13 protein-coding genes are annotated in these 15812 nt (G+C 69.3%); 2 read left to right on the top strand and 11 right to left on the bottom strand.

Annotated features, from left to right (window positions below; translation table 11 throughout):
- Window positions 1-30 precede the first annotated feature (30 nt).
- The 4 genes from ACUXVE_RS03660 to ACUXVE_RS03675 form a co-directional block, all read right to left on the bottom strand.
- Window positions 31-354 (bottom strand): I78 family peptidase inhibitor, encoded by a 324-nt coding sequence (locus tag ACUXVE_RS03660; protein ID WP_445513850.1) that lies wholly within the window; start codon window positions 352-354, stop codon window positions 31-33.
- A gap of 89 nt (window positions 355-443) precedes the next feature.
- On the bottom strand, window positions 444-1457 hold the full coding sequence (locus tag ACUXVE_RS03665) for a ribonuclease H-like domain-containing protein (RefSeq protein WP_445513851.1): 1014 nt from the start codon (window positions 1455-1457) through the stop codon (window positions 444-446).
- Window positions 1454-3943: a DEAD/DEAH box helicase gene (locus ACUXVE_RS03670; protein WP_093820249.1), complete on the bottom strand. Its 2490-nt coding sequence runs from the start codon at window positions 3941-3943 to the stop codon at window positions 1454-1456. Before ACUXVE_RS03670 ends, ACUXVE_RS03665 begins: the two co-directional genes overlap by 4 nt.
- A gap of 93 nt (window positions 3944-4036) precedes the next feature.
- Window positions 4037-5125: a hypothetical protein gene (locus ACUXVE_RS03675; protein ID WP_445513852.1), complete on the bottom strand. Its 1089-nt coding sequence runs from the start codon at window positions 5123-5125 to the stop codon at window positions 4037-4039.
- A gap of 255 nt (window positions 5126-5380) precedes the next feature.
- On the opposite strand from ACUXVE_RS03675, the gene ACUXVE_RS03680 reads away from it, so the two are divergent.
- Window positions 5381-5905, top strand: a complete 525-nt coding sequence (locus ACUXVE_RS03680; protein WP_445513853.1) for a hypothetical protein — start codon at window positions 5381-5383, stop codon at window positions 5903-5905.
- A 37-nt stretch (window positions 5906-5942) separates the two neighbouring features.
- Complete coding sequence (locus ACUXVE_RS03685) at window positions 5943-6608, top strand: hypothetical protein (RefSeq protein WP_445513854.1); 666 nt, start codon at window positions 5943-5945, stop codon at window positions 6606-6608.
- 164 nt (window positions 6609-6772) lie between these two features.
- On the opposite strand, the gene ACUXVE_RS03690 is transcribed toward ACUXVE_RS03685, so the two are convergent.
- The 7 genes from ACUXVE_RS03690 to ACUXVE_RS03720 are packed head-to-tail and all read right to left on the bottom strand — an operon-like array spanning window position 6773 to window position 15797.
- Window positions 6773-8578, bottom strand: coding sequence for a hypothetical protein (locus tag ACUXVE_RS03690; protein WP_445513855.1), 1806 nt, complete (start codon window positions 8576-8578; stop codon window positions 6773-6775).
- Window positions 8575-10740, bottom strand: coding sequence for a hypothetical protein (locus ACUXVE_RS03695; RefSeq protein ID WP_445513856.1), 2166 nt, complete (start codon window positions 10738-10740; stop codon window positions 8575-8577). Before ACUXVE_RS03695 ends, ACUXVE_RS03690 begins: the two co-directional genes overlap by 4 nt.
- Window positions 10737-11858: a BatA domain-containing protein gene (locus ACUXVE_RS03700; protein ID WP_445513857.1), complete on the bottom strand. Its 1122-nt coding sequence runs from the start codon at window positions 11856-11858 to the stop codon at window positions 10737-10739. The genes ACUXVE_RS03695 and ACUXVE_RS03700 overlap by 4 nt, the downstream gene beginning before the upstream one ends.
- Window positions 11855-12751, bottom strand: a complete 897-nt coding sequence (locus ACUXVE_RS03705) for a DUF58 domain-containing protein (RefSeq protein WP_445513858.1) — start codon at window positions 12749-12751, stop codon at window positions 11855-11857. Before ACUXVE_RS03705 ends, ACUXVE_RS03700 begins: the two co-directional genes overlap by 4 nt.
- A gap of 7 nt (window positions 12752-12758) precedes the next feature.
- Entirely contained in the window at window positions 12759-13742 is a 984-nt protein-coding gene (locus tag ACUXVE_RS03710) for an AAA family ATPase (protein WP_025876016.1), read from the bottom strand.
- Between the two features lie 13 nt (window positions 13743-13755).
- Complete coding sequence (locus ACUXVE_RS03715) at window positions 13756-14463, bottom strand: DUF4159 domain-containing protein (protein ID WP_025876014.1); 708 nt, start codon at window positions 14461-14463, stop codon at window positions 13756-13758.
- On the bottom strand, window positions 14463-15797 hold the full coding sequence (locus ACUXVE_RS03720) for a TldD/PmbA family protein (protein WP_033832693.1): 1335 nt from the start codon (window positions 15795-15797) through the stop codon (window positions 14463-14465). The genes ACUXVE_RS03715 and ACUXVE_RS03720 overlap by 1 nt, the downstream gene beginning before the upstream one ends.
- Between the last annotated feature and the right edge of the window lie 15 nt (window positions 15798-15812).

The following is a 15812-nucleotide window of genomic DNA, read 5'->3' on the forward strand; positions in this document are numbered from 1 at the left end:
ATCCGCCGGGCAGGGCCCGGCGCTACCCCATCAGCCGCAGCTGGCGCGCTCGATACGGTTCTGTGCGTCCACCTGCACGGTCACCCGGTCCTGGCGGAAGTCCATGGTCACCGCCATCCCCGGTTTGACCACGCGTGCGTTGCGCGCGCCACTGTCGGCCACCAGCTTCTTGATCGTTGCTTCGTCGGCGGTCTTGCCGGTGAATGCGTCCAGCGCCTCGGGGCGGCACTCGTGCGGACCATCGGACACCTTGGCCGGCAGGCTGCCGGCATCGGCAGTGGTGTTGCCACCGGCATGGCTGCAGGCGGCCAGCGGCAGGACGGCTGCAAGCAGCAACAGGGGGGATCGACGCATGGCAGTACTCCTGGGGGGTGTTCAGTAGCGGCAGTGTCGCCGAGCCCTGTGTCAGTGATGTCAACGCGGCCTGGATCCGCCCTCTCCGTTCATCCGCTTACCAGCGCCAGGGTCTCCCGTTCGCGCTGCTCTTCCCGCACCAGCCGCTGCAGCAGCAGGGCCAGGGTCACCACGTCCTGGTGGTTGTGGTCGGCCACCCGGCACAGATTCACCGCATCACCGCCACGCAGGTAACGCAGCCATGCGGCGGGGGCTTCCGAGCCGGGCAGGTCATCTTCGCGCACCACGCGCAGCAGTTGCCGCTCGATGGTGGACAGCTTGCAGTTCTCCCACGTACCGCGGTAACGGCGGCGGGTGGGATACAGCAGGTCGACATGGTCCAGCGCGGTGATGGGATCGGCCTGACGGGCCAGCCGATAGCGTGTCTTCAGCAGTGGGGCATCGTAGCTGCGGCCGTTGTAGCTGCAGAACACGGTATGCGGCTGCAGCCAGCTGGCGAAGGCGGCCAGCATCGCTTCCTCGGCAGCCATCGTCGACATCAGCAGCTGGCGGATGCGCAGCCCTTCACCACGCTGCGGGCACACATGCCAGTCGGCCGCGCCGATCATGAAGGCGCGGGTGCCGGTGCCGCCGGCCAGGCCGGTGGTCTCGGTATCGAAGAACAGCAGGTCGCGCGCAGCCACGTGCTCACCCTCGCGCTTGGCGAAGGCCAGCGACAGCGGCATGGCGGGAATCGGCTGCGGCAGCAGTGACTCGATCAGGAACAGGCCGGGCGCAATCTCGTTGCCGGGCAGTTGACGATCCTGCGCGCTGGCGCGTGCCGGCGCAGGGCCACCCCGCGAGCGCATGCCGAGCAGGCGATGCAGGCTGCCGACCTCGGGCCGTCGCAGTGTCGCCGGCGCAGGCGTGGCCATGCCGGTCGGCTTGTGGCGGATCTCCTGTTCCACCCAGGCAAACACCGAACGCTCGGCCGGTGGCTGCCGCGCATCGTTGGCGGCCATCAGTGCCGGCGGCGTCTGCTGCGTCGGCGCGGCAGGCGTGGCTGCTTTCGGGTCACCCGCCTGCTTGCGAAGCAGCCGCAGCTTGTCCAGGCTCAGGCTCACGGGGCGATCAGCTCCATCGGGTCGCGTGTGCTCACCACCACATCGGCCACCTGCTGGCAGGCCTGCGCATCGAACAGGTCGAGCACGCGCAGCGCCAGCGCACGCGGCGAGGTTTCATCCTGTTCCTGCGCGGCCAGCACCGGACCGACGCAGGCCGGGCAACCCGCCTTGCAGTCGCAGCGCTGTACCAGTTCGCGCGCGCGCTGCACCAGCTCGGCCTGGCGCTGCCACAGCGGCTCGCTCAGGCCGACGCCACCGGGGAAGTTGTCGTACAGGTATACGGTCGGCACGAATTCCTGCAGCAGTTCCACCGCGCCAGGCTCGCCATCGCTGCCCCGCAGCTGGCCGCGCCCGCTCTGGTCGGCAATCGCGATCCAGGTGCCATCGCCGTTGCCCACCGACTTCTGCAGGTCGCGCGCATCGGCCATCACCGCCACCGTGGCTACGATGTGCAGTGCATAGGCGGCGCCGAGGAACCCATCCAGCGCATCCTGCTTGCTGGCGAAGGCGCGCAGCAGCAGCGCCTGCGGCAGCTGCCACCACACTGCGGTGGTGTGCAGTTCCTGGTCGGGCAGGTTGACCGGGCCGTAGCCGATGTTCTCGTGGGTGTAGTAGCGGATCTTCTTGTAACCGGCCACGCGGCGCACCACGTGCACTTCGCCATGGTGCGAATCACCACGGCCGGCCACGCCGCCATCGAAACGGTCCAGCACCTTGAGCTTGGTGAAGTCGATGCTGTCGGTGTAGTAGTCCACGTGGGTGCGGGTGACGTAGGCCTTGCGGCCTTCCCAGTCCAGCGTTTCCACCTGGTAGGGCGTGGACTGCACCATGTGGATGGCGCCCTCGTACAGGGTCAGCGCGGCAGCGGAGTAGTCCACTTCGGCGATGATCTGCTGGCGGCCATCGCTGCGGTCGACCACCACGAAGTTGCCGTCGGCCACCGCGCGCAGGCTGACCGCGTTGGCCGGATAGCTGTCGGCGATCCACTCCCAGCGTTCGCCTTCGCGGTGGATGACCTCGGTTTCGGCCAGTGCTTCCAGGAACACTTCAGGATCGATCGGGCCGAAGCCATCGCCGACCCGGAACGGCAGTTCGAACGCCGCGCAGCGGATGTGATCGAACAGGATCAACGGCTGGTCGGGTGCGATGCGTGCGTGTTCCGGCGACGCCTCGGCGAAGAAGTCCGGATGGCGCACCACGTACTGGTCTAGCGGCTGCGAACTGGCCACCATCACCCCGAGTGCGGGCTGCTGGCGGCGTCCGGCGCGGCCGAAGCGCTGCCAGGTGGCAGCCACGCTGCCGGGGTAACCGTTGAGGATCACCACGTCCAGGCTGCCGATATCCACGCCCAGTTCCAACGCCGAGGTGCTGACGATGCCGTCGATGTTGCCGGCACGCATCGCACGCTCGGTCTCGCGGCGCTCGGTGGGCAGGTAGCCACCACGGTACGCGCGGATGCGCGGTGGCTTGCGCGGATCGTGATCGAAGATGTCCTTCAGGTACTTGGTCAGCACCTCCACCATCAGCCGGGTCTGCGCGAACACCAGCGTCTTCAGGCCGGACTTGATCGCGATGCGGGCGATGCGGTTGCTCTGCGAGCGCGCCGAGGCACGCAGGCCCAGGTCGGGGTTGATCACCGGCGGATTCCACAGCAGCACCTGCTTGGGCCCGCTGGGTGCACCGGATTCGGTGATGGCGGTGACCGGTGCTTCGATCAGCGCCTCGGCATGCGCCTGCGGGTTGCCGATGGTGGCCGAGCACAGGATGAACTGCGGTTGCACCCCGTAGAACGCGCAGATGCGCTTGAGCCGGCGCAGCACGTTGGTGACATGGCTGCCGAACACGCCGCGATAGGTGTGTACTTCGTCGATGACGATGTAGCGCAGGTTCTCGAAGAACTGCGCCCACTTGGTGTGATGCGGCAGGATCGCCTGGTGCAGCATGTCCGGGTTGGAGACCACGATGTCGCCATGCAGGCGGATCGCCTGCCGCGCGTCGCCGGGGGTGTCGCCGTCGAAGGTGAAGGCCTTCACCCCGAGGTCGCCGGCGCGGTTGAGCTCCAGCAGTTCGGCCACCTGGTCCTGTGCCAGTGCCTTGGTGGGGAACAGGTACAGCGCCTTGGCCTTGTCCTGCATGGCGGCGCTGACCACCGGCAGGGTGTAGCACAGCGACTTGCCGCTGGCGGTGGGGGTAACGATGGCGACGTGGTCGCCACGCTGGCTGGCCTCCCATGCCTCGGCCTGGTGGCTGTAGAGCTGCTCGATGCCGCGTGCCTTCAGCGCGGCGGCCAGCGCCGGTGGCACCGACGCGGGAATCGGCGCATAGCGGCCTTCGCGGCCGGGAATGGCGAAGCTGCCGGTGATGCGATCCTGGTAGCGGCGCTGCAGGCGTGCACTGAGCAGTGCGCCATCGCGCGCGGGCAGGCCATCGCGGGTGGCGAGCTGCTGCTCCGCATCGGCGGTGCGCTTGGCGAGTTCGTAGGCCATGGAAGATGGAGCCGGGACGTTTTTCGAGGGATCACATGGCACCACATCCACGTCTCAGGATGTGAGACATCGCGCGCGAAGGGCGTGAACCGTTCATTGCCACGGGTCGGGACGCCGCGCGATTTCCGCGCCGAGCGCCTTGCTGCGGCGGACGGACTGCACGATGCAGACCACAAGCCGTACCGTGTGCCAGCCCACCGCCAGCACTGCCAGCGGCTGCCAGGCAGATGCAACCGGCCAGCCCAGGTCCAGGCGCTGTGACAGCGGCACCGAGGCGGCGCCGAACATCAGCACGCACAGCAGCAGGCCCAGCCAAGCCAGATGCCAGAACCCTCCCGTTGGCGGATAGCGTCGTCGGTCGCTGGCCAGGCACCATGCCGTGCCCGCGCCCAGCACCCACCCATCGCAGGTGCGCACATCCAGCAACATCGAGCGCCCGCGGGAGAATGCCTCGGCGTGCTCCCATTCCTCCGGAAGCTGCACGCGCCGGTCATTGCCCAAGAGCCACACCTGTGATGCCTGGGCAGTGCGCCGGTACACGAGTAGACGGCCGCGGACCCGCAGGACGCGCTGCGCGGTCGCAGGGCCGTTGCGGCGTGGGCGGCCCAGCCAGGCCGCAAGACCGGCGATGGCAAGCAATGGCGTGGCGAGCAGGCCCGGGACGCCGGCGGCGGCCCATAGCGCCAGTGCGGCAATCACCAGCGGGGAAGGGCGCAGGCCGGGACCCCGTCGCATCGAAACTTCTTCCGGTGTCTCCATGCGCTCGCCACAGACCCGGCTGGTGGCTGCATCCGGCCGTGCAGCAGCGATATTGAAGCCATTGAGACGCACCACCACCGCCACGCGTTCGTCCAGCACCACGTCGGCTTGGTTGTCTTCCGAGAGGTATGGCCATGCCCGCCTTGGAACCAGCACGCGAACTCCACCCAGCAGGCCATCGCCAACCGGGAAGTTGTTCCAGCACGCCCCCCCGGTGAACGCCCCGTGCAGCCGCTTCACCTGGTCGTCGTGGACACAACCGGTCAGCGCGCGCAGCGGTGCCAGTGCGGAGTGTTCTTGAGCATCGAGCGTCCGCAGGGTGCTGCTCCGGCGCAGCGAGGCCAAGCCTGTGCGGACGCGTGATGCCCATTCGGCAACGGCCGCGAGGACCATCACCAACAGGACTGCCAGACCGATCAGCACGGCTGCGCGTGACATCATCAGGCAACCGGCTGCAGCGGTGGGACTGTGGAGGAAGCTGTCATGGCTGGCTGCCGTACACGGAATGACTCAGGATGCAGGCCCCGCCCTGGCGGGGGGAATGAAGTTCGTTGCAAACTCCGGCGCCCTGGCCGCGCATCGGTGATGCGGCACACTCCCTGAACGCCCTCGCCGTTTCCAACGAAATCTGAAGCCTGGATCCGTATCCTTGGTTGCTGGACGCAACCAACACGGTGGATGGCTGTGGCAAAACGGGCAACGCAGGGAGCACTTCTGGCCGGCATGCTGCTGGCGGGCATCGCGCACGCGCAGCAGACGACGCCGGCGGCCGTGCCCACGCCTGGTCCCGTACCGGCGCCCGCCGTGCCGCCCACCGTTGATGACACGCCCGTGGTCACCCCGCCTGCGCAGGGGAACGTCACCACGCTGGGCGAAGTGCGCGCGCTCAAGCCCGAAGACGACCAGCCGCTGGACCTGTACCGCTTCAAGAACCCGATGCGCGCGGAGAACAACCGCTTCAGCCGCGACTGGAGTGAGCCGCCGTCGCCCGAGCAGGTCAGCATGGGCGGTGGTTACATCATGATGGGCGTGGTCAAGGGCGTGATGGCCGCAGCCAAGGGCCTGAACAAGATCACCGGCGGCCCGGACCAGATCCAGTCGGCCATCGCCCGGCCGCCACCGGAACTGAGCGCCGAGCAGCAACGGCGCGCGCTGCAGTTCTGCGCGCAGCAGGACGGTTGCGGCGCGCCGCCGGAGAAGTAGGCGGTATCCTGCGGGCCTTCCCTTCGAGGCTGCCTGGATGCTGCTGCGTACCCTGTTCCTGCTTGCAACGCTGAGCCCGCTTGCCGCGTCCGCCAGCGACCTGACCGATGGCGGTTCGTGCCGCAATGGCGCGTTCCCTTCGGAACAATCGGGCTTTGCCCTGGCCAAGGTGGTGGGCACGCCGCGCCTGTACCTGCTGGGCGACATGGACGGCTGCCCGGCCAAGGGCGAACCCGCCTGCCGCCAGCGCAGCTACGTGGTGAGTGGCGACACGGTGGTGACCGGGCGTGATCTTGGCCGCTACCGCTGCGCGTTCTTCCCGAACAAGGTGGGTGGCAGCGCAGGCTGGGTGGATCGCAGCAAGCTGCAGGTGGTGCCGGTACCCGCGCCGACGCTGCAGGCCTGGTCGGGAGACTGGAAGGACAGTGACAACGGCCTGCGCATCCGCGTGCGTGACGGCCAGCTGCACGTGGAAGGCGATGCCTACTGGCCCTCGGCCAACCCGACGCCGGCAGAGCGCCCGGGCGGCCCGAACATCGGCGCGGTAAGCGCGCAGGCGGTGCCGCGTGGTGCCCAGGTCGACTTCGTGGAGGATACCTGCACGGTACGCGCGCAGCTGCTGGGCGACGTGCTGATCGTGGCCGACAACAGCGAGTGCGGCGGCATGAACGTGCGCTTCAACGGTGTGTATCGGCGCAAGTAAATCCACGCCATGCGTGGATGAAACGCGCGGACGGCCCGGCGCCAACCAAGGTGGGCATCTACCCTGCACGGCGTCAGTAGATCCACGCCATGCGTGGATCGTGTTCGCGAGCCAATCGGTGGGGACAGAGCCCTTTCGCACGCGAAAGGGATCCGACCCCGGGATCAGCGTCGGCGCTCCAGCCACCACAGCAGCGATGCGCACAGCACGAACGCCAGCCACCACGGCCAGCGCGGCCCCGGCACACGCTCGCTCGCCTGCGCGGTTGCCGGCGCCGCAGTGGCCAGCCGCTGCGTGGTCGCATCAGTCATCGCCTGCCGGTGCAGGGCAGGGGCCTGCTTCGGATCGAACACGTAGCGCCACTGCGTGCGGTCGCCGTGCTGCAGGCGCTGCCAACCGGCCTGGCGCGGCCACCAGCCCGCGCATCGTGCTGTGCCGGTGGTGCTGTCGACGATCAGCAGCACGTCATCGCCGCGTGCGTCGAAGGCCCTCAGCGGTGCCTGCACGCCGCACAGCGACTGCCGTTCGCCGGCCCAGGCCAGTGCCTGTGTCGACCATGGACCTTCGGACCCGGCCTGCGCGCGCGCGAGGGCGGCGAACACCGTGCTCCACAACTCGCCGTGGCGATCCTCGCGACCGGCCAGTACCCAGCGCCAGCTGTCCGTGATCGGCAGCAGCCCGATGCGCCCCTTGCCCACGGCGCGCCACCCACCGATGGGCTTGCCGTCGCGATCCTGCAGCAGGGGGCGGCTGTCGGCTGCCTGCAGCGCCAGGTATTCCAGCGCCGGCAGCGCCGCGGCGTGCGAGGCGCGGTCGGCGTCTTCGCCATCGGCGGTGGGCAGGGTGCCGGCGGCAAGCGGCCCCCGACGTGCCTGCAGCATCGTTGCGTCACCCTCGCCGGGCATCGCCGCAACCTGGCTGCCGGCATCGCCCTGCACGGGCAGGCCGAGATCGCGCAGGCGTTGCCGTGCGCTGGCTGATGGCGCGCCGGTACTGCGCACCAGCAGGCCCAGGCCATCGCGCAGGGCCTGACGCACGGTCGCCAGCTGAGCGGCACCGAGCGCGGCCAGGCTGCGTTCGTCGAGCAGCAGCAGATCGCTGCGCGCCAGCGTGGACGCGTCCAACGCCACGTTGCCGTCGCCCAGGCTGAGGCCTGCGCCGGTCTCGGCCTGCACCTGCACGCGGATGCCAGCATCGGTGGCCCAGCGGCGCAGGTACTTCAGTTCGGCGCCGGGGGCAGCCGAGCGCACCAGCAGGCGCAGCGGAGCGGCGGCCAGTGTCTGCTGCGGCACCGGCACGCTGTCGGCCACATGGCCCTGCGCATCCAGCAGGCGCAGCTGGAACACGCTGCGGCCTTCGGCGCGGGCGATGCCGCTGAGCTGTACACGGCCGTCCGCCGCCAGCGGTGCACGATCAACCACCGCACCGGCCGGGTCCAGCAGTTCGGCCTGCGCGCGGTCTACGCCGCGTGCCTGTGCGTGTACGTCGAAGCGCGCACCGGGAGCGGTGTCCACGGGCGGCTGCAGGGCGATCCACCCGTCGGCTGCAGGGGGTGCCTGCCAGCGCGTGTCGGCGGGCAGCACGGCATCGCGGTCACGCGCGGCCAGGCCGGCACCGACCAGTGTCACCGTGGAGGACGGATAGCGGCGCAGTGCGGTGGCCAGGTCCGGCACGCGCGCTGCACCGGCCATATCGGTTGCTTCCGGCAACAGTACCCGGGTGCCGCCGGTCGGCAGTGCAACGGTCTTTTCGGCCTCGGCGCCGATCACCACCAGGCCGGCCAGGGAACCGCGCTGTGAGGGCGGCAGCAGGCAGACGTACAGCAGCGCAGCAGTAGCCGCCTGCAGCGTGAGCACGGCGATCAGATGGCCGCGCCTCTGCGTGGGCGAATGCAGCTGGCGCGCACTGGCGACGAGCACGATCAGCGCCAGCGCCACTGCGATCCACACGTGCAATGCCGATGTGCTCATGGCTGTGCTTCCAGCGCGTCGAGGTAGCGCTGCCCCATGGCATCGGCCGCACGGCGTCGCATCACCTGCGGCAGTGGCCGCTGCAGTGCGCGCCACAGCTGCGCGCGCAGGCGCTGCCGGCACTCGGTGCAGCCGGGGTCGATGCGTAGTTGTTCGATGGCCGCAGCCAGGTCCAGTGCATCGGGCAGGAAGGCGTTGTTGCGCTGCTGCCAGGTGGCGAGCATGTCCAGATCGGGCGTGCCGTCCTCGTCGCCCAATCGCTGCCAGGCCTCGACGACGGCCGGATCGGGCGGCGTGCGCGCGGCCAGCGGCAGGTCGCGGCTGGCCAGCCCGGCACGGTCGCCGCTCAGGCGCCGGCTCTCGTCGATCGGCGGCAGCTCCGGGCCGACGCGGGCCAGGTAGATGCGCTCGGCCTGCTGCACCTGCTTGATGAACGCCAGCGCTTTGTAGGCAAACGGCAGGGCCTGCTCGGGGCGGCCCTGGCGCAGCTCGCCTTCGGCCGACCACATCTGGTCCAGCGCGGCCTTCAGGGTGGCGCGTGTCTGCGGGTCAAGCAGCGTCGCCGCCTCGGCGTGGTCGTGGGTATGCCCGTACTCGGACAGCACGTCGGTGGCGCTGCCGAACACCGGGGGCGTGTCATTGCCGCTGGCGGCGCCACCGTGGTCATGGCCGTGCTCGTCGTGTGCGCCTGCCTGCGCCTCGTGATCGTGGTCATGCTCGTCATCGTGTGCGTCCACCGTGGGCGTATCGCTGGTGGGCAGGTCGCTGGTCGGCGGTGGCTTCGGCGCGCCCTCGCTTTCCTCGCCCAGGAACTGGCCGTAGCGCAGGCGCAGGATGCGCTGGTCGACGCCGATCGCGTCGCTGCGCTTGACGAAGGCATCGGCGGCTACGCTCCGGCGTTCGCGGATCAACGCCTCGGCGTCGATGATGATCTGCCGCTGGCTGCGGAAGTACGCGGGCAGGGTCTTCTTGATGCGGCCTTCCAGCTCGGCACCGAGCACGGCCTCGGCGCTGGGCAGGCGCAGGATCACGCTGCTGCTGCGGCCGACCTGTGCTGCCGGCGCGTGGTTGTCGCGCACTTCCAGCTGGGCGATCACATCGTTGCCGGGCTGTGCGCCCAGCGCGGCCAGATCAAGGGTGTGGGCAAAGCGCCGTGCTTTCGCGTCGCCGCTGCCGCTGAGCGGCACGCTGCGGCGTACGAAGGTGATGTTCTCGCCGCTGCCCTGGGTGATGGTGATCGACAGCGTCGCCTGCGCGGAGACGCCATGATCGTCGCTGGCCTCGAAGCGCAGCGTCCACTGCCGTTGCCTGGGGGTGCCCAGCACCAGGCTGGTGGCAGGCTCGATCACGCGTACCGTCGGCGCACGGTCGGCGACCACGTCGAGCCGATGCAGGCGGGTTTCGGCCAGCGCCGGCTCGCTGACCACGCGATACAGCAGCGGGGTACGCGCCACGTCCTGCGCCTGCCATTCACCATTGCGCTCGCGCAACCGCAGGCGTCGACCATCGTGGAACTGCAGCCAGGCGCTGCTGGGTGCGCGGTCGAAGCGCAGTGACCAGGACAGGCGACTGTCGGCGGCGACCTTGGCGTCGAGTGCGTTCTGCGTACGCGTGGGTTGGCCGGTGTAGGCCGGTGCGTCGATGCGCAGTCGAGTGGACTGCAGGCGCAATGGACCGGCCTTGGCGCTGCTTTGCGGTGAGGCAGGCGCCGTGGGGCGCGGTGCGCCGCGGTGCGGCCAGCCCAGTGCCAGCACAGCGACGGCGAGACCGCCGATCCAGCACAGCGCCACTGCCCTGCGTGGCCAGCGTGGTCGCAGCTCGGGGAGGTTGCGTTCAAGCGCAGCCAGCACGTGCGTGCGCTGGCGCTGCTGCAATGGGTTGAGCGCAGCGCCATCGGCAAACAGCAGATCGGCGCTGTCTTCGCTGGCGCCACTGGCATCGAGCCTGCGCTGCACCCAGCGTCGGTCCAGCTGCCGGGCGCGCATCGTCGCGGCGGCCGCAATGATCAGCAGGGCCACGGTCGCCACGACGCAGGCGATATCGAAACCGGACACGCGCAGCGCGAGTGCCGCTGACGCCAGCGCCCACGGCAGGCCCAGCAGCAGAGTGATCGCCGCGCGGCGCCGACGTGCGCGCTGCCATGCTTGTTGCAGCGCCTTCATGGTGCAGCCCTGCGTCGCGCGCTGCTCGCCATCCAGCGCTCAAGCGCGAACAGCAGCACGATCACCAGCAGCAGCCACGCGGTGGGTTCGCGCAGGGGCGGCGTTGCGGCGGGCAGGGCCGCCTGGCGTGGTGCCTGATCCTGCGCATCACCCAGCTGCGGCGTTGATGGCGGTTGCAGGGCCTGCAGCAGGTCGCGCGGCAGGCCGTCATCGCGCAATGCACTGTTGCGGGCCACGTTCCATTCGCCGGGCAGATGCAGCAGGCGGCCCTGGCCGATGCGCTGCTGCCACAGCAGCGGTGCATTGTCTGCATCGCGTAGCAGTACGGGTGCACCCGCTGGCGGTTTCGCAGCGGTCAGCACCGTGCCGCCCTGCTGCAGCCAGCGCTGCCAGTTGCCAGGCAGCGCATCGGTGGCGGTCCAGACGCCGATCTCGCCGCGGGCAGGCAAGGCGTCGTCGGCCAGGGGGGCCGCCAATGGTTGCGTGCTCCACGCGCGCTGCAACGCGCCCAGCCATTGCAGCGCAGCGGCCGGTGCATCGCTGCGCGTACGCAGGCGTGGTGCCGGGGAAGCGTGTGGCGGCGCGGTGACGGCCAGCGCGTGTGGCTGCCACTGCACCTCGCGCGACAGCTGCAGGCGGGCACCATCAAGGCCGGGCAAGGGATCGGGTACGTGTACGGTCAGCGCGGTGCCGGCCGGCAACTGCGCGTCCAGCTCGCGCAGCAGGCTGGGCAGGGCAGCAGCGTCTGCCGGCGCGGGCTGGTCGATGGTGGGAAAGCCCGGCGCCAGCCAATGCCAGTTGCGCGCATTGGTGCTGCCGCGCAGCGCGGTCGCATCCAGGCCCGGTGCCACCACCGTCCACGCTGCTGGCACGGGCGCAGGACCGGTCAGCGCCGGGCGCGCCAGCAGCAGGGCCAGTGCGGCCAGCAACAGCAAGCGCACCAGCAACAGCGGCCAATCATCGAAGCGGATGCGCTGGCGCGGTCGCACCTGCGCGCGCAGCCAGCGCAGCGCAGCGAAATCCAGTGGCGTGTAGGGATGACGGCGGGCGAGGTGGATCAGCAGTGGCAGCAGCCATGCGGCCAGCGCCGCCAGGCCCAGCGGGAACAGCAGGCTCATGCGCCGCCCCTGCGGCCGAACAGCGCCTGCAGCGGCTGGTCCAGCGGCTGATCCAGCCAACCGGTCGCGCAGGCGATGCCACTGGCCTGCAGGCGCGACTGCAGCGCGGCGCGCGCCAGGGCGAAGCGCTGCAGGTAGTCGGCGCGGATCGCGGCGCCATCGCCGAGAAGTTCATCGCCCGTTTCCGGATCGCGGAAACGATGGCCTGCGTCGAAGGGGAAATCGCGCTCGTCGGCCGTCAGCACCTGCAGCAGCATCACCTCGCGGCGGGCGCTGGCCAACTGCTCCAGCAGCACGATGCCCGCGTCGTCGAAGCCATCGCCGATGGCCAGCAGCAGATCGCCGGGGCGCACGCGCTCCCACAGCGGTCGCAGCCGCTCTGCGGCCGGCCATGCGCCGCGCGCCTGCAGGGCATGCAGCTGCAGATGCACGCGGTCGCGCTGGCGCGCACCATGCGCGGCCGGCACCAGCTGCAGGCCGTCGCCGTTGATCGCCAGCAGGCCGAAGCGATCACCCTGCTGCAGCGCCAGCTCGACCACGCAGGCAGCCAGCTGCCGCATGTGATCCAGCCGGCTGCGTCCGGGCGCTGTACGGTCGGACTGGCCCGCCGAGGCCGTGGCATCGAGCAGCAGCCAGGCGGTGATCGGGCTGTCGCGCTCGGATTCGCGCACGAAGAAGCGGTCCGAGCGCGCATACAGCTTCCAGTCGATCTGGCGCAGTTCGTCACCGGGCTCGTAGGCGCGGTACTGGGCGAATTCCAGGCCGGCGCCGCGGCTGCGGCTGGCATGCTGGCCGATGCCGCTCGCACCGCTGGCCAGGCGTGGCCGCAGGCGCAGCGCACGCAGGCGCGCACGCAGGTCGGGTGGCAGCAGCAGCGGCGTGCCTGCGGTCACCAGTGGATCAACCCGGGAAGGGAACGGCCTGCAGCAGTGCGGCGACCACATCGTCGGCCCGCTTCTGCTCGGCTTCGGCGGCAAAGGACAGCAGCAGGCGATGGCGCATCACCGGTGCGGCCAGCGCCTGCACATCCTCGCGCGTGGCGGCAAAGCGTCCCTGCAGCAGGGCGCGCGCCTTGGCGGCCAGCACCAGCGACTGCCCGGCACGCGGACCTGCGCCCCATTTCACCCACTGGTTGATCGCTGCCGGTGCGCCATCGCCGGGGCGGCTGGCGCGGACCAGGCGGGTGATCCAGGCCAGCACATCGGGGCTGACATGCACCTGGCGCACCGCCGCCTGCAGCGCGATCACCGCTTCGGCATCCATCACCTTCGGCACGCTTTCCGTGGCACCGCCGGTGGTCTGTTCAAGGATCTGCCGCTCTTCTTCCTCGCTGGGGTAATCGACCAGCACATGCAGCAGGAAGCGGTCCAGCTGTGCTTCGGGCAAGGGGTAGGTACCGGCCTGTTCGATCGGATTCTGCGTGGCCAGCACGAAGAACGGCGCCGGCAACGTGTAGGTCGTGCCGGCGTAGCTGACCGTACGCTCCTGCATCGCTTCCAGCAGCGCCGCCTGGGTCTTGGGCGGGGTGCGGTTGAGCTCGTCGGCCAGCAGCAGGTTGGTGAAGATCGGGCCCTGCTGGAAGCGGAAATGGCGATGACCGGTGCCGTGGTCTTCTTCCAGCAGTTCGGTGCCCAGGATGTCGCTGGGCATCAGGTCCGGGGTGAACTGCACGCGCCGGAACTGCAGTTCCAGTGCCTGCCCCAGCGAGCGCACCAGCAGGGTCTTGCCCAGCCCCGGCGCGCCTTCCAGCAGGCAGTGGCCACCGGCCAGCAGGCCGATCAGCAGCTGCTCGACCACGGTGTGCTGGCCGACCACGGCGTGGGCCAGGGCGCTGCGCAGCGCGTGCAGGCGCGGCAGCAGGGAATCGAGGTCGGGGGAGGTCATGGGCGTGGTCCGTTCAATTGTTCAATGCGTACATCACGATGTTGACGCCGAAGCGGGTGTTGTCTTCGGCCAGGAAACGCTTGTTGCGCCAGTCGTAGTCCCACTCGCAGCCGTAGTCCTTGTTGCTGTAGAGCAGACCCAGCCGGCCATCGACCTCGATGCCTTTCAGGTAGTCGTGCACCAGGTCATCGCCCCAGCCGTTGAGCTCGAAGCTGGTCGCAGGCGGGCCGTCGGGGAAGCGGAAGAAGCTGCGGTACAGCGCGTGGCTGTTGGGCAGTTTCTGCAGCGCCTTCGGCCCGAACAGCCGGCCCATCTGCGCTTCGAACGAGGTGGCGAACAGGCCGTCGATATCGTGGTTGCAGTCGTCGACGAAGACGAAGCCACCATTGCGCACGTAGCGCACGAAGTTCTGCCGTTCGGCCGCGTTGAACTCGACCAGGGTGTGCCCGGCCAGGTAGCAGAACGGCGCTTCCAGCATGCGCGGGTCGGCCAACGCCACCACGCGTTCCTGCGGGTCCACCCGCAGGGAGGTGTAGTCGATCAGCGAGGTGATCAGGTTGGACGGCATGCGCGCGTCCACGTCCCAGTCGCCGGAGTCGTACTGCAGGCGGGTGAACCAGAAGTCGTAGCGCGAACTGCGCGGGCCTGCCTGCGCCCATGCCGGCAGCGCCGCCGCCGAAGCGGCAGCGGCCAACCAGCGCAGGCAGGCCCGCCGATCCATCAGACCGCGTCGGACAACGAGGTAAAGGTGAAATCGCGCAGCTTCATCGGCGGAATCATCATCACGAAGCTGGATTCGTCACCGGCCACGCGCACCGGCTTGCCCAGCTCTTCGATGTTGTTGAGCATGATCACCGGCGATTCGTTGAAGCGGAAGTTCTTCACCGGGTACTTGATCTGCCCGTTCTCGATGTAGAAGGTGCCATCGCGGGTCAGGCCGGTCAGCAGCACGGTCTGCGGATCGACCATGCGGATGTACCAGGTACGGGTGACCAGGATGCCCTTCTGGGTGCCGCGCACCAGTTCGGCGGTGCTCTTCTCGCCACCGCTCATCAGCAGGTTGCCGGGCGTGGCCTTGGCGGTCTTGCCCTGCTTCTGTGCCCAGAAGCGCGAGTAGTCGAGGTTGGCGACCTTGCCGTTCTCGATGATGGCGATGCGCTCACGCGGCATGCCCTCGTTGTCCCACGGCAGCACCGGCGCGTCCGGGTGCCACGGGTCGGCATGCATGTTCACGCGCGGATCGTAGACCTGCTCGCCCAGCTTGTTGCCACCGCCCTTCTTCGACAGGAAGCTGCGCCCTTCATCGGCCGAGCGTGCGCTGAAGAAGTTCATCATGAAGCTGATCAGGCCGGCGGCTGCTGCCGGCTCCAGGATCACCGTGTACTTGCCGGGTTCCAGTGCCTTGGCTTCCTGCGACTCGGTCGCCTTGCGCATGGCGATGCGGATGTCCTGGTCGGCCTTGAAGTCGGCAGCGTCCTTCAGGTTGCGACCCACCCAGCCCGAACCACGGCCGTCTTCGGTGCGCACGGTGCAGGTGTAGTCGAAGTTGGTGGTGCGCTGGTAGCCGAAGTTGCCGTTGCTGTTGGCCGTGGCGTAGAAACCCTGGCCGTCTTCGAGGAAGCCTGCAGCGATCAGCCCGTTGCCACGGCACGGCGCGATCGAATCGGCGGCGACCTTGGCGCGGAAGGCCGGATCGATGGCGGCGGTGGATTCGCTGAAGGTCGGGCTGGGGCGGTAGGTCTGCTTGCCGATGGCCGGCATGAACTCCGGGTTTTCCGGGGCCAGGCGGGCCAGGTCTTCGGCGCGACGCACCACGCGCTGCAGCGCCGCGTCGTCGAACTCGTTGATCGAGGCGGTACCCACGCGCTTGCCGAAGGCCACGGTGACGGCCAGTTCGGTGTTGTCGACGATGCCGCTGGTGGACACGTTGTTCAGGGCGAAACGGATGTTGCCGTTGATGGAACCGGCCAGTACGGCCGTGCACTCATCGGCCTTGGACAGGGCGATGACCTTGTCGAGGATGGCCTTGGCCTGGGCTTCGGTGAAGATACTCATGGTGTAAGGGCTCCT

The organism is Stenotrophomonas sp. 3(2025) (assembly GCF_052665395.1).